21 protein-coding genes are annotated in these 20,436 nt (G+C 73.5%); 13 read left to right on the top strand and 8 right to left on the bottom strand.

The features are described 5' to 3' along the window. Positions 1–59 precede the first annotated feature (59 nt). Positions 60–959 (top strand): LysR family transcriptional regulator, encoded by a 900-nt coding sequence (locus tag SGUI_RS10280; protein ID WP_066639660.1) that lies wholly within the window; start codon positions 60–62, stop codon positions 957–959. A gap of 169 nt (positions 960–1,128) precedes the next feature. On the opposite strand, the gene SGUI_RS10285 is transcribed toward SGUI_RS10280, so the two are convergent. The 3 genes from SGUI_RS10285 to SGUI_RS10295 all read right to left on the bottom strand — a co-directional run bounded on the left by SGUI_RS10285 (position 1,129) and on the right by SGUI_RS10295 (position 2,836). Beyond that, positions 1,129–1,365, bottom strand: a complete 237-nt coding sequence (locus SGUI_RS10285; RefSeq protein ID WP_066639661.1) for an antitoxin — start codon at positions 1,363–1,365, stop codon at positions 1,129–1,131. A gap of 75 nt (positions 1,366–1,440) precedes the next feature. Continuing rightward, complete coding sequence (locus SGUI_RS10290; protein ID WP_066643214.1) at positions 1,441–1,929, bottom strand: glutathione peroxidase; 489 nt, start codon at positions 1,927–1,929, stop codon at positions 1,441–1,443. A gap of 13 nt (positions 1,930–1,942) precedes the next feature. Further along, the gene (locus tag SGUI_RS10295; RefSeq protein WP_066639662.1) at positions 1,943–2,836 is read right to left on the bottom strand and encodes a LysR family transcriptional regulator; all 894 of its coding nucleotides are present in this window, start codon (positions 2,834–2,836) and stop codon (positions 1,943–1,945) included. A gap of 68 nt (positions 2,837–2,904) precedes the next feature. On the opposite strand from SGUI_RS10295, the gene SGUI_RS18055 reads away from it, so the two are divergent. Beyond that, positions 2,905–4,347: an EamA family transporter gene (locus SGUI_RS18055; RefSeq protein WP_191090894.1), complete on the top strand. Its 1,443-nt coding sequence runs from the start codon at positions 2,905–2,907 to the stop codon at positions 4,345–4,347. Positions 4,348–4,428: 81 nt separating this feature from the next. Here SGUI_RS18055 and SGUI_RS10305 read toward each other — a convergent pair whose 3' ends face one another. Further along, on the bottom strand, positions 4,429–5,307 hold the full coding sequence (locus SGUI_RS10305; RefSeq protein WP_066639663.1) for an alpha/beta fold hydrolase: 879 nt from the start codon (positions 5,305–5,307) through the stop codon (positions 4,429–4,431). Between the two features lie 109 nt (positions 5,308–5,416). Here SGUI_RS10305 and SGUI_RS10310 point away from each other — a divergent pair, with 109 nt between their 5' ends. Together SGUI_RS10310 and SGUI_RS10315 are read left to right on the top strand one after the other, a co-directional pair. Continuing rightward, positions 5,417–5,878, top strand: coding sequence for an SRPBCC family protein (locus SGUI_RS10310; RefSeq protein WP_066639665.1), 462 nt, complete (start codon positions 5,417–5,419; stop codon positions 5,876–5,878). Positions 5,879–6,010: 132 nt separating this feature from the next. After that, the gene (locus SGUI_RS10315) at positions 6,011–7,516 is read left to right on the top strand and encodes a SulP family inorganic anion transporter (protein WP_066639668.1); all 1,506 of its coding nucleotides are present in this window, start codon (positions 6,011–6,013) and stop codon (positions 7,514–7,516) included. A 3-nt stretch (positions 7,517–7,519) separates the two neighbouring features. Here the strand turns inward: SGUI_RS10315 and SGUI_RS10320 are convergent, their stop codons facing one another. After that, positions 7,520–8,662 carry a serpin family protein gene (locus SGUI_RS10320; protein WP_066639671.1) on the bottom strand — a complete coding sequence of 381 codons (1,143 nt, stop codon included), beginning with the start codon at positions 8,660–8,662 and terminating at the stop codon, positions 7,520–7,522. Positions 8,663–8,717: 55 nt separating this feature from the next. On the opposite strand from SGUI_RS10320, the gene glsA reads away from it, so the two are divergent. Both glsA and SGUI_RS10330 read left to right on the top strand, forming a co-directional pair. Continuing rightward, positions 8,718–10,511, top strand: coding sequence for a glutaminase A (gene glsA / locus SGUI_RS10325; RefSeq protein ID WP_066639674.1), 1,794 nt, complete (start codon positions 8,718–8,720; stop codon positions 10,509–10,511). A gap of 219 nt (positions 10,512–10,730) precedes the next feature. Then, positions 10,731–11,837 carry a serine hydrolase domain-containing protein gene (locus SGUI_RS10330; RefSeq protein ID WP_066639677.1) on the top strand — a complete coding sequence of 369 codons (1,107 nt, stop codon included), beginning with the start codon at positions 10,731–10,733 and terminating at the stop codon, positions 11,835–11,837. Between the two features lie 7 nt (positions 11,838–11,844). On the opposite strand, the gene SGUI_RS10335 is transcribed toward SGUI_RS10330, so the two are convergent. Next, a complete protein-coding gene (locus SGUI_RS10335) occupies positions 11,845–12,267 on the bottom strand; it encodes a PPOX class F420-dependent oxidoreductase (protein ID WP_066639679.1) in 423 nt (140 codons plus the stop codon). Between the two features lie 212 nt (positions 12,268–12,479). Between SGUI_RS10335 and SGUI_RS10340 the strand changes: the two genes are divergently transcribed. The 7 genes from SGUI_RS10340 (at position 12,480) to SGUI_RS10370 (ending at position 19,456) form a co-directional block, all read left to right on the top strand. Then, on the top strand, positions 12,480–13,412 hold the full coding sequence (locus SGUI_RS10340; RefSeq protein WP_157621802.1) for a PDDEXK family nuclease: 933 nt from the start codon (positions 12,480–12,482) through the stop codon (positions 13,410–13,412). A 240-nt stretch (positions 13,413–13,652) separates the two neighbouring features. After that, positions 13,653–14,324 carry a PAQR family membrane homeostasis protein TrhA gene (trhA, locus tag SGUI_RS10345; protein WP_066639688.1) on the top strand — a complete coding sequence of 224 codons (672 nt, stop codon included), beginning with the start codon at positions 13,653–13,655 and terminating at the stop codon, positions 14,322–14,324. After that, positions 14,321–14,965, top strand: coding sequence for a dienelactone hydrolase family protein (locus SGUI_RS10350; protein ID WP_191090895.1), 645 nt, complete (start codon positions 14,321–14,323; stop codon positions 14,963–14,965). The genes trhA and SGUI_RS10350 overlap by 4 nt, the downstream gene beginning before the upstream one ends. A gap of 4 nt (positions 14,966–14,969) precedes the next feature. Beyond that, positions 14,970–15,551: a 2Fe-2S iron-sulfur cluster-binding protein gene (locus tag SGUI_RS10355; RefSeq protein WP_066643217.1), complete on the top strand. Its 582-nt coding sequence runs from the start codon at positions 14,970–14,972 to the stop codon at positions 15,549–15,551. Then, the gene (locus tag SGUI_RS10360) at positions 15,548–16,546 is read left to right on the top strand and encodes an FAD binding domain-containing protein (protein WP_066639696.1); all 999 of its coding nucleotides are present in this window, start codon (positions 15,548–15,550) and stop codon (positions 16,544–16,546) included. Before SGUI_RS10355 ends, SGUI_RS10360 begins: the two co-directional genes overlap by 4 nt. After that, on the top strand, positions 16,543–18,681 hold the full coding sequence (locus SGUI_RS10365) for a xanthine dehydrogenase family protein molybdopterin-binding subunit (RefSeq protein WP_066639699.1): 2,139 nt from the start codon (positions 16,543–16,545) through the stop codon (positions 18,679–18,681). Before SGUI_RS10360 ends, SGUI_RS10365 begins: the two co-directional genes overlap by 4 nt. A 262-nt stretch (positions 18,682–18,943) precedes the next feature. Next, complete coding sequence (locus tag SGUI_RS10370; RefSeq protein WP_066639700.1) at positions 18,944–19,456, top strand: YqeB family protein; 513 nt, start codon at positions 18,944–18,946, stop codon at positions 19,454–19,456. A gap of 27 nt (positions 19,457–19,483) precedes the next feature. On the opposite strand, the gene SGUI_RS10375 is transcribed toward SGUI_RS10370, so the two are convergent. Both SGUI_RS10375 and SGUI_RS10380 read right to left on the bottom strand, forming a co-directional pair. Next, positions 19,484–19,840: a putative quinol monooxygenase gene (locus tag SGUI_RS10375; protein WP_066639701.1), complete on the bottom strand. Its 357-nt coding sequence runs from the start codon at positions 19,838–19,840 to the stop codon at positions 19,484–19,486. Positions 19,841–19,886: 46 nt separating this feature from the next. Beyond that, on the bottom strand, positions 19,887–20,357 hold the full coding sequence (locus SGUI_RS10380; protein WP_066639702.1) for a MarR family winged helix-turn-helix transcriptional regulator: 471 nt from the start codon (positions 20,355–20,357) through the stop codon (positions 19,887–19,889). Between the last annotated feature and the right edge of the window lie 79 nt (positions 20,358–20,436).

Genomic DNA, 20,436 nt, shown 5'->3' on the forward strand with positions numbered 1-20,436 from the left:
GGTCAGCGGCGCCTGCGCACCAGCGCCGAAAAGTGCACGTTCTCGTGCACACTGGCTGCATGATCGACCGGCGCCTGCAGGTGCTGCGGATGGTGGCCCAGCGCGGCAAGGTGACGGCTGCCGCGGAGGCGCTCAGCTACACCCCCTCGGCGGTCTCCCAGCAGCTGCGCGCGCTCGGGCGCGAGCTCGGGGTGGAGCTGCTGGTGCAGGACGGTCGCGGGGTCCGGCTCAGTCCCGCGGCCCAGGTGCTCCTGGACCGCACCGACGACCTGGTATGCCGGTGGGAGGAGATCCGCGCCGAGGTCGCCCGGGTGGCGCGGACCGGGGGCGGGGTGCTGCGGCTGGCCGGCTTCTCGACGGCCGCGTCAGCCCTGCTCCCGGGGGTGGCGGCACGCGTCCGCGCCGAGGTCGGGAGCGAGGTGCAGATCGTCGAGGCCGACCCGGAGGAGTGCTTCGAGCTGCTGCTCACCGGCCGCGCCGACGTGGCGGTCGTCGTGGCCCTGTCCGGCCTGCCGGCCAGCACCGACCCGCGCTTCGAGCAGCGCGCCCTGCTCGAGGACCCCATCGACCTGCTCGTGCACGACGGCCACCCGCTCGCGGGGAGGGAGTGGGTGTCCCTGCGTGACCTGGCCGGCGAGCGCTGGATCATGGACCGGCCGGGGCGGCCCTACCACGAGCTGCTCCAGACGGCCTGCACCGGCGCCGGCTTCACCCCCTCGGTCGCGCACTACGCCGCGGAGTGGGACACCGGGGCGGCGCTGGTCGGCGCGGACCTCGGCATCGCCCTCATCCCGCGCCTGGCGCAGATCCCGGCGGCCTACCCCGTGGTGCGGGTGCCGCTGCACGGTGACCCGGCGCCGGCCCGGCACCTGCGCACCGGCATCCGCCGCGGCAGCGGCGAGCACCCGGGCGTCGCCACGGCGCTCGCGGCGCTGCAGGAGGCGGCGGCCGGCCGCTGAGCCGCTGGGACGGCTTTGGGTCAGGGCGCCCGGCCCCACGGTCGCGACCCACTCCTACGCAGAAGCTGTTCCTCTGCCCTGATGCATCACCGCAGAGGAACACTTTCTGCGTAGGAGTCCGGTGGCTGGCAGCTTCTGCGGAGGAGTCCGGTGGCTGGCGCGGTCCGCGTCAGGACGAGGACGGCGGGGGCGTGCTGCTCGTGGTACCTCCCTGGTCGCCGCCGAGCGCGGCCTGGCTGGCCTTGTCGCTCGCCGAGCGGATCTGGGAGGAGTACTTGCCCTTGGTCTGCTTGTCGGCGAAGTCCGCGGCCTTGTCCAGGTAGGACTGCGTCTTCTGCGGGTTCTTGCGGGCGAAGCGACGGGCTGCGCCCAGGGCGGCACCGATCGCGGCGATCCTGCGGGCCATGGTGGTCCTCTCGTCGGGGAAGTGTCCTGGTGAGGCTCAACGCCCCGGGGCGCGAGAAGTTTCCCGACGCCGTGCTCAGGACCCGGTCGGCAGGACCTTCTCGATGTCCGCGCGGATCGCCAAGGGGTCGGTGGTGGGGGCATACCGTCCGACGACCGAGCCGTCCGGGGCGATGAGGAACTTGGTGAAGTTCCACTTGATCCGGCCGCCGAGCAGGCCCTTCTTCTGCGAGCGCAGCCAGGCGAAGAGCGGGTGCGCGTCGTCGCCGTTGACGTCGACCTTGGCGAACATCGGGAAGCTCACGCCGTAGTTGCGCTGGCAGAACTCCCCGATCTCCTGCGCGTCGCCGGGCTCCTGGTTGCCGAACTGGTTGTACGGGAAACCGAGCACGACCAGGCCCCGGTCCGCGAGCTCGCTGTGGAGGTGCTCCAGGCCCTCGAGCTGCGGCGTGAAGCCGCACCTGCTGGCCGTGTTGACGACCAGGACCGCCCGGCCGGCGTAGTCGCCGAGGTCCTGCTGGTCACCGGTGAGCGTCTCGGCCTCGAAGTCGTGCAGCGTCGTCATGGTGCCCATCCCATCACGGGGTCGGGCCGGCGGCCGGTCGGCCCGCCCGGGCGTAGGCCTCCCGGACGACCGCGCAGAGCTCGTCGAGGTAGGCCGGCGGGTCCTGGCGCCACCAGATGAGGTGGACCGCCACGGTGGGCGCGTCCCGGAGGCGACGGAAGACGACGCCGGTGCGGGAGTACTGCGCCGCGGTCGCCTGCGAGGTGAGACCGATCGCCCGGCCCGCCGCGATGACGGTGAGCCACTCGTCGGTGCCGCGGACCTCGCGGAATGCCCCCGGGGCCTGCTGCGGGGTCCACAGGTCGGGCGTGGTCGTGCCGGTGGCGACGTCGAGGGCGACGGTCTGCCCGGCGAAGTCGGCCATCCGCAGGAGGCGCCGGCGGGCCAGCGGGTGCGCGGAGGGCAGCGCGGCCATCCGGTCCTCGTGGCCGAGGAGAGCGCTCGCCAGCTGGGAGACGCCGGGGTCGCGCCGGACGACGGCCACCTCGGCGATGCCCTCGGTCAGCCCGGCGAAGCGGGTGGCGCTGTTGACGAAGGTGAGCTCGGAGCCGGGGTGGCGGCGCGCCCACTCGCGCTGCACCGTCGCGGTGTGCCCGCCGAGGGCGGCCCAGGCATACCCCACCCGCACCTCGCGTCCCTCGTCCTGCGCGGCGCGGAGCACCGCCTCCGCCTCGTCCTGCAGCCGGCGCGCGTGGGCGACGACCCGGCGGCCGGCGACGGTGAGGGTCACGATCCGGCCGCCGCGCTGCAGCAGCCGCACCCCGAGGGCACGCTCGAGCGCTCCGACATGCCGCGAGACCGAGGCCTGGGTGGTCCGCAGCGCGATCGCGGCGTCGGTGAACGTTCCCTCGTCGACGACGGCGAGGAAGGAGCGCAGGTCCCGCAGCGAGAGGTCGGCCGGAGGCATACGAGAAGTGTATGCAGATCCGCTCGCGTGCATTTCCCGTATAGAACTGGTCCTCGCAGACTGCTGGTATGTCGGTCACGCAGCCCCCCGCCCTCGCCACGGCGCCCCGGTCCCGCACCAGCCCGCGGGACGTGCTGCTCATGCTCACCGCGGCGGCGAGCACGCAGACGGGGGCCGCGTGGGGCAGCCACGCCTTCCCCGCGATCGGCCCGGCCGGCGTGGTCGCGGTGCGCCAGCTCGTGGCCTCCGCCGTGCTGCTGCCGCTCACCCGGCCGGCGGTCCACCGGCTGACGCGCGCGCAGTGGCTCCGGGTGCTGTGGCTCGCGGCGATGTTCGCCGGGATGAACCTCGGGCTCTACGCCGCGGTCGAGCGGATCGGCCTCGGCCTGGCGGTGACCCTGGAGTTCCTCGGCCCGCTGGCGGTCGCCCTGCTCGGCTCGCGCTCGGTACGCGACCTCGCGCTAGCTGTGGTCGCCGGGATCGGCGTGTACGTGCTCGTGCTGCCCGGGCCGAGCAGCGACTACCTCGGCGTCGCCTTCGGCCTCGTCGCGGCCGCCTGCTGGGGCGGCTACATCCTGGCCAACCGCGCGGTGGGCCAGGCGCTGCCGGGGGTGCAGGGGACGGCGCTCGCGACCGCGGTCTCGGCGACGGCATACCTCCCGGTGCTCGTGTGGCTCAGCGTCACCGGCCGGTTCACGACCGAGGCCTTCGGGTATGCCGTCGTCGCCGGCGTCCTGTCCACCGTCGTGCCCTACACCCTCGACCTGCTCGTGCTGCGCCGCGTGCCGGCCAGCGTCTTCGGCATCGCGATGAGCGCCCATCCGGTGCTCGCCGCGCTCGTCGGGATGGTCCTGCTCGGGCAGCTCCTCGCGCTGCACGAGTGGGTCGGCATGGCGGTGATCGTCCTCGCCAACGCCGTGACCATGTCCGGCCTGGGGCGGGGACCGCGGCGCCGCAGCCCGCGCGAGCGCACCGCCCGACCGGGCACCCCTTCCGTCCGTCGGGCATGCTGGGGTGCAGCCCCAGCCCCAGCCCGAGGAGGCGGATCGATGCGACCCCTGACCGATGAGGTCACCCTGCACATGGCGGCCCCGCCCGAGGAGGTGTGGGCGCTGGTCAGCGATGTCACGCGGATCGGGGAGTTCAGCCCCGAGACGGTGGCCGGGCGCTGGACCGGCGGCTCCACCGGGCCGGAGGAGGGCGCGACCTTCGCCGGCAAGGTGGTGCGCAACGGGCGGGGGCCGACCTACTGGACCGCGTGCAAGGTGACCCGCCTGGAGCCGGAGCGGTTCTTCGAGTTCTCCGTGGGCACGAAGAAGGTCGCCATCAACAACTGGGGCTACCGGCTGGAGCCCTCGGGCGAGGGCACCGACGTGACCGAGTACTACCGGCTCGAGCCGGTGCTGCCGCTGCGGATCTACTGGGCTCTGCTCGGGCGGCTGCGGGGCCGCACCAACGCGCAGGGGATGCGCACGACGCTGGAGCGGATCAAGGCCGTCGTCGAGGCCTGACCCGGATCGTGGTGCGAGAACGGTGCGTCACATCCGTCGCCCGAGCAACGGGTGTGACGCACCGTTCCTGCACCAGGGTGCTCAGGCGAGCAGCTCGCGCAGGGCGACCGCGAACTCCTCCGGCTTGCCCGCGGGCTGGCCGTAGACCTCGCCCATGAAGCCGCCGTGGTCGCCGGGCACGACCACGGCCTCCTGGCCCAGCGCCCGCGCCACCGACCGCGCACCACGGGCGGCGAAGGTCTCCCCTGAGTCCTCGCCCACGACCAGCACGAGCCGGTCGCCGAGCTCACGGAGCCGCTCCAGGTCGGGCTCAAGGGCGTTGCAGGCCGGCAGGTTGCGGAAGAGCGGGTCGTCGCGCGATCCGTCGTCCTCGGTCGGCATCTCGAAGGCCGCAGGGTCGGCGGCGGGCTGCTCGAGGTAGGCGGCGTCGATCTCCCCGGGCGTCATGACCAGGGTGATGAACCCGGCCATCGCCGCCGCGTGGCCCTCGCGCTCGTAGGTCGCGCGCAGGTCCTCGCACGCGGCGAGCAGGGTGTCGCGGTCCGGCAGGAAGGTCGCGAGCGGCGGCTCGTGCACGACGACGCGCCGCACGTCCTGCGGGTATGCCGCCGCGTGCGCGAGCGCGTTGACCGCGCCGCCGCTGGAGGCGAAGACGTCGACCGGTCCCGCCCCGAGCGCCTCGATCACGCGGTGCAGGTCCTCGGCGTGCTGCTGCGGCGTCATCGGCTCGGTGCTCGTGGGGTTGCGGCCCGCGCCGCGAGGGTCCAGGGTCACGGCCGGCCGGTCGTCCAGCTCCCCGGCCAGCGCCAGGAACCCGACGGCGTCCATGGGCGATCCGACCGCCACGAGGACCGGCCGCTCGGGTGTGGCCTGCGCGAGGTCGCCGTGCACGTCGTAGGTGATGAGGTCGGCGCCCTCGCCGACGGTGCGGGTCTCGCTGCTGCGCTGCGCTGCGGTCATGGGTCCATCCTGTCCTGTCGGCGGACGACGTGCGCGTCCTGTGCAGGGTGGGACACCTGGGCCGGGCCGGACTCATCGCCCGGCGCCGACCGCGTGGTTGACTGCACCCATGAGCAGCGAGAGGTCGCAGGACGAACCACGCGTCGTCACCGCCAGCCGCGAGATCGAGGCGCCGGCGGAGGTGATCTTCGAGCTCATCGCCGACCCGCGCCGGCAGCCCGGGTGGGACGGCAACGACAACCTCGCCGAGGTCGTCCACGGCGAACGGATCCACGCCGTGGGAGACGTCTTCTCCATGAGGCTCACCAACGGCAAGGTGCGCGACAACCACGTGGTGACCTTCGAGGAGGGACGCCGGGTCGCCTGGCGCCCTGCCAGCGAGGGGCAGGACCCGGCCGGGCACGAGTGGGGCTGGGAGGTCGAGCCGCTGGAGGAGGGCCGCAGCCGCGTCACGCACGTCTACGACTGGTCCGAGCTGACCGACGAGTCCCGCCTGGCGAGAGCGCGCGGCACCACCGCCGAGCACCTCCGTGCCTCGCTGGACCGGCTCTCGGAGGTCGCCCGGGGCTGACGTGCGTGGGCCCGGGCGGCCCGCACCATCGGTAGACTGGGCGGGCCGCCGGCGGTGGGCCTCGCGCCCGGACCGGACCAGCGGCACACCTCCCTGACACCACCGACGATCCTGCGAGGACTCGCCCTGTCCATGCTGCCTGCCCCCACGCCCCCGACCACCGCCGAGGACCCGCACTCGGTGCGCGCCGCCCTGCGCTCGCCCGCCCGGCTGCGCACCGAGGTCCTCGCCGGCCTCGTCGTGGCTCTGGCGCTCATCCCCGAGGCCATCTCGTTCTCCGTCATCGCCGGCGTCGACCCGCGGGTCGGGCTCTTCGCGTCCTTCACGATGGCGGTGACGATCGCGATCGTGGGGGGTCGCCGGGCGATGATCTCCGCGGCGACGGGAGCGGTCGCCCTGGTCATCGCGCCGGTGGTGCGCGAGCACGGCATCGACCACCTCATCGCCACCGTGCTGCTCGCCGGGGTGCTGCAGATCGTGCTCTCGCTGGCCGGGGTCGCCCGCCTCATGCGCTTCATCCCGCGGATGGTCATGGTCGGCTTCGTCAACGCGCTGGCCATCCTCATCTTCACCGCGCAGATCCCGCACCTCGTCGGCGTGCCGTGGCTGGTCTACCCGATGGTGGCCGCGGGAATCCTCGTCATGGTGGCGCTGCCCCGGGTCACGACCGCGGTGCCCGCGCCGCTCGTCGCGATCGTCGCGCTCACCACGCTCGCGCTCACCGCGCGTATGGGGCTGCCGGACGTCGGCGACGAGGGCCGGCTGCCGGACAGCCTGCCCTCGCTCGTCCTGCCCGACGTGCCGCTCACCTGGGAGACGCTGCAGATCATCGCCCCGTATGCCCTCGCCATGGCGCTCGTGGGCCTCATGGAGTCGCTCATGACCGCCAAGCTGGTCGACGACATCACCGACACCGGCTCGGACAAGACCCGCGAGGGCTGGGGCCAGGGCGTCGCCAACGTGGTCACCGGCTTCTTCGGCGGGATGGGCGGCTGCGCGATGATCGGCCAGACGATGGTCAACGTCAAGGCCTCGGGCGCCCGCACCCGGATCTCGACCTTCCTGGCCGGTGTCTTCCTGCTCGTCCTCGTCGTCGTGCTGGGCGACCTCGTCGCGGCCATCCCGATGGCGGCGCTCGTCGCGGTGATGGTCATGGTGTCGGTGGCGACCTTCGACTGGCACAGCATCGCGCCCTCGACCCTGCGCCGGATGCCCAGGAGCGAGAACCTCGTCATGCTCGCGACCGTGGCCACGACGATCGCCACCCACAACCTGGCGATCGGGGTCGTCGTCGGCGTGCTCACCGCCATGGTCGTCTTCGCCCGCCGGGTGGCCCACTTCACCCAGGTCGTCACGGTGCCCGACGAGGACCCGCAGGTCCGCACCTACAAGGTCGTCGGCGAGCTCTTCTTCGCCTCGAGCAACGACCTGGTGCACCAGTTCGACTACGCCGGCGACCCGCCGACCGTCGTCATCGACATGACCGACTCGCACATCTGGGACGCCTCGACGGTCGCCACGCTGGACGCGATCGAGCGGAAGTACGCCGCCCACGGCACCACCGTCGACATCCGCGGGCTCAACGACTCCAGCCTGGTGCGGCACCGCCGGCTCGCGGGGCACCTCGGGAGCATGTGAGGCTCAGCGCGTCCCCACCGGGTCGACCCAGGCGGTGAAGACCGGGAGCCCGTGCCACGGGCTTCCGTCCGCCAGCGCCACCGCGACGACGGCGTGCGGGCGGTCCATCCGGACGTGGATGCGGCGCACCAGCACCTCCTGCTCCGGCGGCATCCCGGCGGCGCGCACCGCCATACCGGTCACCGCGGCCGCCTCGAAACCGGTCGCGGTGTAGGCCGCGACCGCGCTCTGGCGCACCTCGTAGTCGGCCGGTCGCCCGGCCGGGAGCACGAAGGCCTCCAGCGCGGCGCAGGCGGCCGCAAAGCCGGGTGCGCCGGTGAGGTCGTGGTCGCTCACGAGGCGCCACGATGGCACCCAGCCGGTCCACTCCTCGACGACCTCGCGGAAGGACGGGCGCACCTCCCGGTGCTCGGTGAGCGTCCAGGCGTGGCCGTCGGAGGTGACCTCGGTCCCGTCGAGCGGGCCGGTCGCCCGCGCCGCGATCTCGTGCGCCGCCGCCAGCACCTGCTCCCGCGGCACCTGCGGGTCAGCGATGACGCTGAGCACGGCCAGCCCGGACGTGGACCGGGGTGTGATGACCGCGACCGGTCCCGCCGCCTGCGTCTCGATGACGGTATGCCGGGCCGTGCCGCCCTCCGTCCCCAGCCCGCCGTCCTCGAGCTCGGTGAGCGGGCTGAGCCAGGAGATCCGGGTGGCCAGGGCGGAGGCCAGCACCAGCCGGGTCAGCTCGGTGATCTCCACCGGGAAGCGCTCGATGAGCCCGTCGGTCCGCTCGCTCGCCCACCGGTCGGCGCCCTCCTGGTCCGGCAACGGGCCGTCCTCGACCCGCTCCGGCACGGACCATTCGGCGAGGTCGCCGGTGAGGCTCTGCTCGTCGGCCCACCGCGCCACGGCCGCGGAGACGGCCGGGTGCGGATCGTCCAGGAGCCGGGTCAGTGCCTCCACCGCCTCGTCGGCGGGCAGACCGAGCGCCTGCTCCAGCTCCGCCAGGTCCGCGTCGGTGGCCCGCCCGCCGCCGGCCGCGAGAGCCAGGAGCAGCCACGCCCCCAGCCCCGAGCACACGCCCGGGCCGGTCAGCACCTGCGTGTCCAGGGCGACGGCATACCGTCGCACCGCGTCCACCAGCTGGCCCGGGTCAGCGCTCATGCGCCCGATCCTGCCACCCGTAGGCTCGCGGTGACGGACGTCAGGAGGAGGCGGTATGCGCAACCCGGTGCAGGAGTACCTCGAGCAGATCGTGGCCCAGGGCGGCGACGCGGGCGGGGAGGTCGCGCCCTACATCCCCGAGCTCGCCGCCGCCGACCCGGACCGGTTCGCGCTGTGCCTGGCGACGGTCGACGGGCAGGTCTACGAGGTCGGCGAGAGCGAGCACCGCTACAGCATCCAGTCGATGTCCAAGCCGTTCACGTATGCCCTCGGCCTGCACGACCAGGGGATCGAGGCGGTGGCGCGCAAGGTCGACGTGGAGCCCTCTGGCGAGGCCTTCAACGAGATCAGCGTCTCCCCGGACACCGGCCGCCCGAAGAACCCGATGATCAACGCCGGGGCGATCACCGCGTCCTCCCTCGTCGCGGGCGACTCCGGCGACGAGCGCTTCGCGCGGGCGCTGGAGTGGTACTCGCGCTTCGCCGGGCGGGAGCTGGAGCTGGACCCCTCGATCTACACCTCCGAGCTGGAGACCGCCCACCGCAACCGGGCGATCGCCCACATGCTGCGCGAGTTCGGGATCCTCGACGGCGACCCGGAAGAGGTGCTGGACCAGTACATCCGGCAGTGCTCGGTCGCCGTGGACACCCGCGACCTCGCCCTCATGGCGGCGACGCTGGCCAACGGCGGGGTGCAGCCGCGCACCGGCGAGCAGGTCCTGGAACCTGCGCTGGTGGAGCACGTCCTGTCGGTCATGACGACGTGCGGGATGTATGACGCCGCCGGGGACTGGGTGACCGCGGTCGGCATACCGGCCAAGAGCGGGGTGAGCGGCGGCATCATCGGCGTCCTGCCCGGGCAGGTGGGGATCGCCGTGTTCTCCCCGCGGCTGGACCCGCACGGCAACAGCGCCCGGGGCGTGGCTCTGCTGGAGCGGATGTCGACCGACATGGAGCTGCACCTCATGCACGTCAGCCGGGGGTCGCGCAGCGCGCTGCGCAGCAGCTACTCGCTGGAGACGGCGCGCTCGACCACGCGCTGGCAGGGCGCGGACCAGGAGGTGCTGGAGCGGGTGTCGGACCGGGCGCGGGTCTACGAGATGCAGGGCGACATCCTCTTCGCGGGCGCCGAGTCGGTCGCAAGGCAGGTGGTGCAGGACGCGCCCGAGCTGGCGATCTTCGACCTCACCCACGTCAACGAGATCGCCCAGGTGAGCCGGCTGACGCTGCTGTCGCTGCGCGACCGGCTGCGCGAGCAGGGCGCGGAGGCGATCGCGGTCGACCCGGACGGCGTCTTCCCGGACCCCCGGGCCGGGACCGACGAGGCCTCGCCGATCTTCACCGACCTCACCTCGGCGATCGAGTGGTGCGAGCGGATGCTCATCCGCACCCACTGCGGGCCGCGCCCCGAGCCGGACCCGGTCGAGGACCACCCGCTCGTGCGCGACCTCGAGGGGGCCTCGCTGGAGGCCGTGCGCTCGGCGATGACCCGGCGGAGCGTGCCGGCGGGAGAGGTCGTGCTGGAGGCCGGCGGCGACTTCGCCGGCATCCACCTCATCGTCAGCGGCCGGGCGGTGGCGCAGGACGACGCCCCGGGCGGCGGGACGATGACGCTGGTGACCATGGGTCCGGGCACCTCCTTCGGCGAGCTGGCCCTCGGCACCGACGGCGTGCAGGAGACGAGGGTCGTGGCCGTGGACGACCTCGAGCTGCTCGTGCTCTCCGCCGCCGACCTGCAGCGGATCACCGAGGAGGACCCCGCGGTGGCGCTGCCGATCTGGCGGGCCATCGCCGAGGACGGCTACCGCGTCGCCGACCGCGCCCTGCGCCGCAGCGCCGTCCGCGCCTGAGCGCCGGCCCCTCCCGTTGTCCCCAGGGTGTGCACATCCTGTGGAGAACTACATGCGTGTAACTCGGGCCCTGCGTGCCGGTCGGCGGGCACACCTTCGGCGGGGGCGGGCATACCCTCCGGTATGCCTCGATGTGCACGCCGGGCGGTACGCACCCACCGATGAGTCGGGGCCCGGCCGGTGGTCGGACCGAGGACGACGCCACGAGAGGGGACGCCGATGAGTGACCTGACCGACCTGCTGGAGCGACACTGGAACGCGGGCACCGCGCCCGGGCTCGTCGCGGCCCTGGGGGATGCCGACGGGGCGCTCGAGGTCGCCGCCGTGGGCGAGCTGGCGCAGGACGCCGTCGTGCGGATCGCGTCGATGACCAAGCCGGTCCTCGCGGTCGCGACGCTCCGCCTCGTGGACGCGGGCGCGCTCGCCCTGGACGACCCGGTTGACCGCTGGCTGCCCGAGCTCGCCGACCGGCAGGTGCTGCGCACGCCCGACGCGGCGCTCGACGACACCGTGCCCGCGACCGGGCCGATCACGCTGCGGCACCTGCTGACCTGCACCTCGGGCTACGGGATGATCCTCGCCGAGTCGCCGCTGCAGGAGGCGATGGAGGGCGCCGGGGCCGCGGCGGGCCCGGAGCCGCTCGCCCCGTCCTCGCAGGAGTGGCTGGACGCGCTCGCCGCCCTGCCGCTCGTGGGCCAGCCCGGCGAGGTCTGGCGATATCACCACTCCTTCGGCCTGCTCGGCATCATGCTGGAGCGCGCGGTCGGCCGGCCGCTCGGCGAGCACCTCGCAGAGGACCTGCTCGGGCCGCTGGGCATGCACGAGACGGGGTATGCCGTCCCGCCCGCCGACGCGCACCGGCTCCCTGCGGCATACCGCCGGCAGGAGGGCGGTGACCTGGTCGAGATCGAGCCGGCGGGTGCGGGGCACTACGTCGCCGACGAGGTCCGGGACCGGGCGCACGACGAGCTGGTCTCGACGGTGCGCGACTACGCCGCCTTCGCCCGGATGCTCGCCGCCGGTGGTGTGCACGAGGGGGATCAGGTCGTGGCGCCCGAGCTGCTCGCGCAGATGCGGGTCGACCAGGTGCCCGAGCGGGCCAAGGACCCGGGCAGCTTCTTCCCCGGCTTCTGGGAGGGCGCGGGATGGGGCTTCGGTGTGGCCGTCGAGAGCGGCGGCGAGCACGCCGGGCGCTTCGGCTGGTCCGGCGGCCTCGGCACGGACTTCTGGGCCGACCCCGCCACCGGACGGTATGCCGTGATCCTCACCCAGGCGGAGATGGACGAGCAGGTGATGCGGCTCTTCGCCGCCGGCCGGCAGCTCTGAGCGGGGCTCAGCCCTGGGCCACCCCGTAGACGTGGTCGACCGAGAGCCGGACGACCAGCCTCCGGTCGGCGACCATGGCCCGCCGGTAGTCGTCCCAGTCGGGGTGCTCGCCGTTCGCGTCACGGTAGAGCTGGACGAGGGACTCGACCGTCGGGTCGTCGGGCGCCGCTGCGACGGGCGACAGCTCGACGGTGCCCTGGGCGACGGCATACGACCAGCCGGAGGAGCTCGTCACGAACAGGCTCGAGCGCGGGTCCCGGCGCAGGTTGGCGACCTTGGCCCGCCCGTCGGTCGTGGAGACGCGCACCAGGGTCGCCTCGGGGTCGATGGCGTAGGTCACCATCGACAGCTGCGGCTGCCCGTCGCGCTTGATGCTCGTGAGGGCGCCGGTGCCGCCGGAGGTGAGGATCTCGCGCAGTGCTGGGTCCATGCCCCCACTATGCCGCGCCTCGGTCCGGCCCAGGGGCCACAGAGCTCCCGTCCCCACCACGATGCCAGGAAATCGTGAGACGCCGATGCGGTGACGTGCGCGCCTACCGATTTCCTGGCGCCGTGAGACGCGTGTGACTCACGGTGAGCGCGGCACTCATGCCCTGTGGACAGCGCCAGCGGCCTGCGCCCGCTCCTGGGCATGCTGAGCAGATGCGCGAAGAGGTGGGGACGTTGCTCGGTGCTCTCGGGCAGGTCTGCGCCACGCGGGACCTGCGAGCCCTGGGCCTGGGGAGCACGGAGGCCGAGGGGCTGGTCCGCAGCGGGGACCTGGTTCGTGTGCGCCGGGGCGCGTTCGTCAGCGGTCCGGTATGGCGTGCCGCACCTCCCTGGGAGCGCCACGACCTGCGGGCCCGCGCGGTGTTGCGCGGGCTCGCCCCGGGGGCGAGGGTCGCGCTCAGCGACCACAGCTCGCTCGCGGTCCAGGGCGTCGACCTTCACGGCGTGGATGAGCGGGTCCACCTGTGCCGCACCGACGACGGCAGGTCGCGGCAGGACGCCGGTGTCAGGGTCCACGGCCGGGTGCCGGACGCCTTCGTCGTCGACCTCCACGTCGGGCCGGTGGTGACCATCGCCCTGGCGGTGCTGCAGGTGGCAGCCCGCTCCGGCGTCGAGGCCGGCCTGGTCAGCGCTGACGCCGCGCTGCGCGAGCGCCGGACGACCCGCGCCGAGCTCGAGGCCGCCCTGGCGTGCATGACCGGTTGGCGCGCCCACGCGGCGGCGGCACGGGTGGTGGAGCTCGCCTCCCCCCTGAGCGAGTCGGCCGGGGAGTCCCGGACCCGCTGGGTGCTGCTCACCCTGGGCCTGGGCATACCGGAGCAGCAGGCGGAGATCGCCGACGAGCACGGCTTGCTGGTCGCGCGGGTCGACTTCCTCTTCAGGGCGGAGAAGGTGGTCGTCGAGTTCGACGGGATGCTGAAGTACGACGACCCCTCCGTCCTGCGGAGCGAGAAGCTGCGCGAGGACCGCCTCCGCGAGCTCGGCTATGAGGTCGTCCGCCTGACCTGGGCCGACCTCGCGAACCCGGCGCTGGTCGACCGCCGGCTGCGCGCCGCCTTCGCCCGGGCCCGGGCGCGTCGGTCCTGACCCCGGAGGCTGCGCCCGGCGCGCGCCTGACCGCGGCCCCACTGGTCACATAGTTCGCATGGGTCACGAGCTGTCACGAAATCGTGGGACGCCTCTGCAGCAACGGGCGCGGACCGGGATTTCCTGGCGGTCCGTGACGGGTGTGAACCGAGTGTCTCCGGACCCCCAACCTGGGAGGCGCCCCACAGGTTCCCGGCTACCATTGGAAGGGCACCCGAAACCCCTCTGCGAGAGCGAGCGATGGAGACCGTCCAGCGCAGCCGCGACGGCAGCGTCCACGTGACCGACGAGCGGATCAACACGATCTCCCACCTCGTCGCGTCGTGCTTCGCCGTGCTCGGGTCCGCCCTGCTCATCTCCCAGGCCGCGGTGGGCGGCGATCCCTGGCGCGTCGTCGGCCTCTCGGTGTATGCGGCCTCCCTCGTCACCCTCTTCGTCGCCAGCACCGCGCACCACGGCCTCGACCAGGGCCCGAAGGTCAACGAGGTGCTCCGGACGCTGGACTACACCTCGGTCTTCTTCCTCATCGCCGGCACCGTCACGCCGCTCGTGCTCGTGCTCGACCGCACCGCCTTCGGCTGGGCCGTGCTCGGCACCGTCTGGGGCATCGCGGCGCTCGGCATCGCGGCCCGCTCGGTGTGGCGCGAGCTGCCCAAGTGGGTCACCAACACCCTCTACATCGTGCTCGGTTGGATGCCCGTGGTGCTCGTCCTCGGCGGCATGGACCTGCCGGTCGGCGCGCTCGCGCTCATGGCGGCCGGGGGCGTGGTCTACAGCGTGGGCTTCGTCATCTTCATCGTGGAGCGCCCCAACCCCGTGCCCGGCGTCTTCGGCTTCCACGAGATCTGGCACCTGCTCGTCGCGATCGCGGCCACCTTCCACTTCCTCCTCATGTACCTCTACCTCCTGTGAGGCCCCGCCTCCGCACGGTGCGCCGGCACACGGACGAGCGCGCGCACGTCCTCGTCCTGCACGGCGGCCAGCAGCACAGCACCGAGCCCACGAGCTGGCGCCAGCTCTCGGTCCTGCGCAGCCGTCTCTTCGCCGCGGCGGTCGCGCGGGCCGGGAGGCAGGACCGGATCGGCGTCTCCTTCCTCCGGTATGCACAACGCGGCTGGAACGACGGCGCGCCGCTGCGGGACGCCACCTGGGCGCTGGCCCGGGTGCGCGAGGAGCACCCGGGCATACCGGTGGGGCTGCTCGGCTACTCCATGGGCGGCCGGACCGCCCTGCACCTGGCCGGCGAGGTCGACGCCCTCGTCACCGCGGCCGCCTGGGTGGAGCAGGCAGACCTCCCGGCAGTCCACCCGCCCACGAGCGGCCGTGCCCTGCTGCTGCACGGCACGGAGGACCAGATGACCTCCCCCGAGGGGACGCTGCGCGCGGCCGAGCGGCTGCGCGAGCAGGGGGCCGAGGTGGACGTCCGGACGGACCTCGCGGACACCCACGGCATGATGCGCCACCGCGCCGACTGGCACCGTCTCGCCGGTGCTCACCTGGTCCAGACGCTCCGGACGTCGACATGCGACGCCGGAGGTCGCGGGGCAGACTGAGGTGATGGACCACGACACCGGGGGGGCGAGCACGCTCTCCACCAAGATCGTCGTCAACGGCACACCCCAGGAGCTCACGCACGACGTCCGCATGACCTTGCTGGACGCGCTGCGCGACCATCTCGGCGTGACCTCGGCCAAGAAGGGATGCGACCACGGCCAGTGCGGGGCCTGCACCGTCCTCGTCGACGGGCGCCGCGTCGTCTCGTGCCTCTCCCTCACCGCCTCCCTGGACGGCTCCGAGGTGGTCACCGCCGAGGGTCTCGGCACCCCGGACGACCTCAGCGACCTGCAGCAGGCCTTCGTCGACCGCGACGGGCTGCAGTGCGGCTACTGCACGCCCGGGCAGGTCTGCTCGGCGCAGGCGATGCTCGCCGAGGTCGCCTCGGGTATGCCGAGCCACGTCACCGACCCCTCGGCGCTCGCCGACCCGGACGTCGCGGTCGAGCTCAGCGACGCGGAGATCCGGGAGCGGATGAGCGGCAACCTGTGCCGGTGCGGCGCCTACGTCAACATCGTCGCCGCGATCCGCGACACGGCGGCGCAGCGGGCGGCCGCTGCCGGCTCTGCGGAGGAGCGCCCGTGAAGCCCTTCACCTACGAGCGCGCGACGAGCGTCGCCGACGCGCTGCGCCGGACCGCCGGGGCGACGCAGGACGGCGCGAGCGCGGCATACCTCGCCGGCGGCACCAACCTCGTCGACCACCTGCGCCTGGGGATCCGCGAGGCCGACCGGCTCATCGACGTGAGCCACCTCGACCTCACCGAGGTCACCGAGCTGGACGACGGCACCGTGCGGATCGGCGCGCTGGCCCGCAACGCCGACGTCGCCGCGCACCCGCTGGTGCGCCGCCGCTTCCCCGTCGTGAGCGCGGCCATGCTCGCCGGCGCCTCCGGCCAGCTGCGCAACATGGCGACCATGGGCGGCAACCTGCTCCAGCGCACGCGGTGCGTCTACTTCCAGGACCTCAGCACCCCCTGCAACAAGCGCGAGCCGGGCTCGGGCTGCTCGGCGATCGAGGGCTTCGGGACCTACAACGCGCTCATCGGCGCCTCCGACGCCTGCGTCGCCGTCCACCCCTCCGACCTGTGCGTGGCGCTGGCGGCCCTGGACGTCACCGTCGTCGTCGAGGGGCCGCTCGGCGAGCGCCGCATCGACTTCGGCGACCTCCACCGCCTCCCCGGCGACCGGCCCGACCAGGACACCACCCTGGAGCGCAGCGAGCTCATCACGGCGCTGGAGATCGCGGGCCCGGGCTTCGCCGACCGCTCCCGCTACCGCAAGCTGCGCGAGCGCGCCTCCTACGCCTTCGCCACCGTGTCCGTCGCCGCCGCCCTCGACGTGCGGGACGGCCAGATCGACGACGTGCGCATCGGCCTCGGCGGCGTGGCGCACAAGCCCTACCGGGCGCGGCGCGCGGAGGACGCCCTGCGCGGCGGCCCGGCCACCCACGAGGCCTACGCCGCGGCGATCGCCACCGAGCTGGAGCAGGCCAGGCCCGGTCCGGACAACGCCTACAAGATCCTCCAGCTGCAGCGGGCCGTGCCCGCGGTGCTGGACGCGCTGACGGAGGCGGCATGAGCGACGCGGCGACCGAGCAGGGTCGGGACCGGGCGCGGGTCGACGGCCCGCTCAAGGTCGCGGGCCTGGCGCCCTACGCCTACGAGCACGAGGTCGGCGAGGCCCTCTTCCTGGCGCCGGTCCTGTCGACCGTCGCCACCGGCGAGATCACCGGCATCGACACCGACGCCGCGCGGGCGGTGCCGGGGGTGCACCTCGTGCTCACCCACGACAACGCCCCGCGCCTTGCGCTCCCGACGCTGCCCACGCTCGCCGTCCTGCGCAAGCCCCGGGTGCGCTACCGCGGCGAGATCGTCGCCGCCGTGGTCGCCGACACCCTCGAGGCCGCCCGCCACGCCGCCTCGCTCGTGCAGGTGGGGTATGCCCCGGGCGAGGCCGACGTCCGGGTCGACCAGCACGGGCGCGACGTCCGGTCCGTGCGCCGGGTCATGGGCGTCTACCCCGGCCAGCACGCCGTCGGTGACGTGGACGCCGCCCTGGCGGGGGCGGCATACCGGGTCGAGGGCGACTACGCGACGCCCGTGAACCACCACAACCCCATCGAGCCGCACAGCGCCGTCGCTCTCTGGCACGAGGGGGTCGGGCGCCTGGCCGGTCCGCGCACGACCCGGCTGACCCTCTGGGACAGCAACCAGGGCGTGGTCGCGCCGCAGGGCGTGCTCGCCGGGGCGTTCGGGCTGCTGCCGACCCAGGTCGAGGTGATCTCGCCCTACGTCGGGGGCTCGTTCGGCACGAAGGGTATGCCGCACCCGCACCTCGTCGTGACGGTCATGGCGGCGCGGATGCTGCCCGGCCGTGCGGTCAAGGTCGCGCTCACCCGGCCGCAGATGTTCTCCGGCACCGGCTACCGCCCCGAGACGCGCCAGCGGGTGACGCTCGCCGCGGACGAGCAAGGGCGGCTGCAGGCGGTCGACCACGAGGTCTTCGCGCCCGTCTCCCGGGTCATCCCGTGGCTCGACCCGACCGCCGGCCCCAGCCTGTCGATGTATGCCTCAACCACCCGGCGCGTGGGCTACCGGGCCCAGCACCTCGACATCGCGCCGGGCACCTTCATGCGCGCGCCGGGGGAGTACACCGGGATGTTCGCGCTGGAGAGCGCCATGGACGAGCTCGCGCGCGACAGCGGGATCGACCCGATCGAGCTGCGGCTGCGCAACGAGCCGGAGACCGACCCCGAGTCGGGCAAGCCGTGGAGCAGCCGGCACGTCACCACCTGCCTCACCGAGGGGGCGCGGGTCTTCGGCTTCGAGCAGCAGCAGGAGCCGGGCGGGCGGCGCGAGGGCGAGTGGCTGCTCGGGATGGGCGTCGCGTGCGCGAGCTTCCCGCAGATGGGGATGGGCCCGAGCCTGGCGCGGATCACCTTCACCGGCGGCCGCTACGTCGTGAGCATGCAGGCCAGCGACATCGGCACCGGCGCGTGGACCGTGCTGGCGCAGATCGCCGCGCAGGCGCTCGACGTGCCGCAGGACCAGGTCGAGGCGCAGATCGGCCGCTCCGACGCGCCCTACGCGATCATCGCCGGCGGCAGCACCGGGACCTTCGGCTGGGGCTCCGCCGTGGTCGAGGCGGCGGTGGCGTTCCGGGAGGAGCACGGGAGCGACCCGGCCGAGGGCGCGACGGCCCGGGCCCGGGGCCGTATGCCGAAGGGCGTGCGCGGGGTGACCCGGATGGCCTTCGGTGCGCACTTCGCGGAGGTCGCCGTGAGCGAGGTCTCGGGCGAGGTCCGGGTGCGGCGGCTCTACGGCCACTTCGACGGCGGCCGGATCATGAACCCGCGCACCGCGCGCAGCCAGCTCGTCGGAGGCATGACGATGGGACTCTCGGGCGCGCTCTTCGAGGAGTCCTACCGCGACCCGCGCTTCGGCCACGTCGTCAACGCCGACCTCGCGGGATACCACGTCGCGGCGCACGCCGACGTCGTCGACGTCGAGGTCGGCTGGATCGGCGAGCCCGACCCGTGGATGGGGGCGACCGGCGCCAAGGGCATCGGCGAGGTCGGGATCGTCGGCGTGCCCGCCGCCATCGGCAACGCGATCTTCGACGCGACCGGGCTGCGCCTGCGCGAGCTGCCGTTCACCCCGGGGCGCGTCCTGGAGGCCTGGGACGGAGCTTCCGTCGCCGGGGCCCGCGCCTAGCGGCTCGGGCGCGCCACCCCGGCCCCACGCATACCTGTGCACGCCACGCTGGCCCCACGCATACCTGTGCACGCCACGCCGGCCCCACGCATACCTGTGCACCGTTGCTGGAGCAGAGCCGAGGATATTTCCTCAGCTCTGCTTCCATCAGCGTGTTCAGGTTCTCCCACGACCGCGGCGGTGACCGAACGAGGGATCACGGACCGACGGCAGCGCCCTGGGTGCTGGTACCTTCACCGTGCCGGATGAGGGGAGATGACCGATGGGTGATGACGCGGGGACGGTGGTCGGCGGGTTCGACCGTGGGGGTCGGGTGTTCGTGGTCGGTGGCTTCGCGGTGGCCGGGATCGTCGCCGGCTTCGTGCTGCCGCTGCTGGCTCGGTGGGCAGCAGGGTTGCCGTGGGTGCCCTTCCAGGGTCCGCTGGAGCTGATCTCCTCCTTCGACGCGACCTGGCTGGTGTGGGGTCGCCCGCTCATCGGCGCCCTGCTCGGCCTCGCCTTCGGGCTGTATGTCGTCGCGGGCACCCCCGTGCTCGAGATCAGGGACGACGCCCTGGAGGTGCGCAGGAACGGCCAGGTCCAGCGCGTCATCCCCCGGGAGACGGTGGGCGGCGTGCACCTCCGGGGCAGCAAGACGGTCGTCGAGGCCAAGGAGGGCCGCGTGCTCTTCGAGGACGACGTCGAGGGCGGCAAGGACGCCATCCGCCAGGCGTTCGTCGACCACGGGTACCCCTGGGAGGGAGGCCCCGCGACGCGGTCCGACGGGAGCTCCTGACGCCCGACCCGGGCGTCGGCCGACTCCTCACCAGGCTGAGTCCGCGGGTTCGTAGACGGTCACACCGCCCGCCTCGAGCGCCGCGCGCAGCTCGGGGCTGGGCGTCCCGCATACCTCGCCAGTCATCGTGCACACCTGCGACAGCTCCTCCATGAGGGCGCCGATGTTGTCCATGTGCTCCAGGCCGGCCGCCGAGTCCCGGTAGCGCTCGTGGACCAGCCAGTGCGTGCCGTCCGCGTCCAGGTAGAAGGCATACTCCAGCGTCCCGGGCTCCTCCGCCCGCACGATCTCGACGCAGCGTGCGGCGAGGCGTCGGAACTCCTCGAGCCTGCCCTCGTGGATGGTGATGCGGGCGGTCCCACGGATCTGCTGCGACGTCGACATGTCTGGACGATAGTGAGCGGGGGGCGCGAGCGCCCGCGATGAGACGTCAGGCTCCGCCGCGCTCGATCTCCTCCAGCGCGAGCAGCATCTGCCGCAGCACCCGCAGGGTCGCGTCGAGCTCGGGCCCGGTGAGATCTCCGCCCACCGCGCGCAGCAACCCCTGCTCGCGCTCGTGGACCGCCTCGATCGCCTGCGCCCCGGCCGGGGTGAGCTGGACCAGCCGCGAGCGCCGGTGCGCGGGGTTGTCGACCAGGCGCACGAAGCCGGCGTCCTGCGCGTCGTTGACCATCCGCTGGACGAACTGCCTGCTCAGCGCCTGCTCCCGCGCCATCGCCGGCACCGGCAGGTCCCCCTCCTGCCGCAGCTGGTCGAGGACCGCGCGCACCCCCACGGACATGCCCATGACCTCCTGGTCGCGCTCCACGATCCGGGCCACGCGGCGGTATACCGGGCCGAGCACGCCGTAGACCTCGGCCAGGCGGGGGGCCAGGTCGGCGGGGGTGAGGGGTTCGTCCACGGGACCGAGTATGACACCTGGGTTGTCAATGCCTCACCGCAGCGGAGCCCCGTCCTCCGAGACCTGCCCACCTCACCCC

The sequence above is a fragment of the Serinicoccus hydrothermalis genome, assembly GCF_001685415.1.
Classification (GTDB): Bacteria; Actinomycetota; Actinomycetes; order Actinomycetales; family Dermatophilaceae; genus Ornithinicoccus; species Ornithinicoccus hydrothermalis.

Coding starts and splice junctions, on each gene's coding strand:
- SGUI_RS10355 (WP_066643217.1), top strand. CDS start 14,970: ATGGACCACGACACCGGGGGGGCGAGCACGCTCTCCACCAAGATCGTC.
- SGUI_RS10305 (WP_066639663.1), bottom strand. CDS start 5,307: ATGACCGCAGCGCAGCGCAGCAGCGAGACCCGCACCGTCGGCGAGGGC.
- SGUI_RS10320 (WP_066639671.1), bottom strand. CDS start 8,662: ATGAGCGCTGACCCGGGCCAGCTGGTGGACGCGGTGCGACGGTATGCC.
- SGUI_RS10290 (WP_066643214.1), bottom strand. CDS start 1,929: ATGACGACGCTGCACGACTTCGAGGCCGAGACGCTCACCGGTGACCAG.
- SGUI_RS10315 (WP_066639668.1), top strand. CDS start 6,011: ATGCTGCCTGCCCCCACGCCCCCGACCACCGCCGAGGACCCGCACTCG.
- SGUI_RS10280 (WP_066639660.1), top strand. CDS start 60: ATGATCGACCGGCGCCTGCAGGTGCTGCGGATGGTGGCCCAGCGCGGC.
- glsA (WP_066639674.1), top strand. CDS start 8,718: ATGCGCAACCCGGTGCAGGAGTACCTCGAGCAGATCGTGGCCCAGGGC.
- SGUI_RS10295 (WP_066639662.1), bottom strand. CDS start 2,836: ATGCCTCCGGCCGACCTCTCGCTGCGGGACCTGCGCTCCTTCCTCGCC.
- SGUI_RS10365 (WP_066639699.1), top strand. CDS start 16,543: ATGAGCGACGCGGCGACCGAGCAGGGTCGGGACCGGGCGCGGGTCGAC.
- SGUI_RS10310 (WP_066639665.1), top strand. CDS start 5,417: ATGAGCAGCGAGAGGTCGCAGGACGAACCACGCGTCGTCACCGCCAGC.
- SGUI_RS10340 (WP_157621802.1), top strand. CDS start 12,480: ATGCGCGAAGAGGTGGGGACGTTGCTCGGTGCTCTCGGGCAGGTCTGC.
- SGUI_RS10335 (WP_066639679.1), bottom strand. CDS start 12,267: ATGGACCCAGCACTGCGCGAGATCCTCACCTCCGGCGGCACCGGCGCC.
- SGUI_RS10330 (WP_066639677.1), top strand. CDS start 10,731: ATGAGTGACCTGACCGACCTGCTGGAGCGACACTGGAACGCGGGCACC.
- SGUI_RS10375 (WP_066639701.1), bottom strand. CDS start 19,840: ATGTCGACGTCGCAGCAGATCCGTGGGACCGCCCGCATCACCATCCAC.
- SGUI_RS18055 (WP_191090894.1), top strand. CDS start 2,905: ATGTCGGTCACGCAGCCCCCCGCCCTCGCCACGGCGCCCCGGTCCCGC.
- trhA (WP_066639688.1), top strand. CDS start 13,653: ATGGAGACCGTCCAGCGCAGCCGCGACGGCAGCGTCCACGTGACCGAC.
- SGUI_RS10370 (WP_066639700.1), top strand. CDS start 18,944: ATGGGTGATGACGCGGGGACGGTGGTCGGCGGGTTCGACCGTGGGGGT.
- SGUI_RS10285 (WP_066639661.1), bottom strand. CDS start 1,365: ATGGCCCGCAGGATCGCCGCGATCGGTGCCGCCCTGGGCGCAGCCCGT.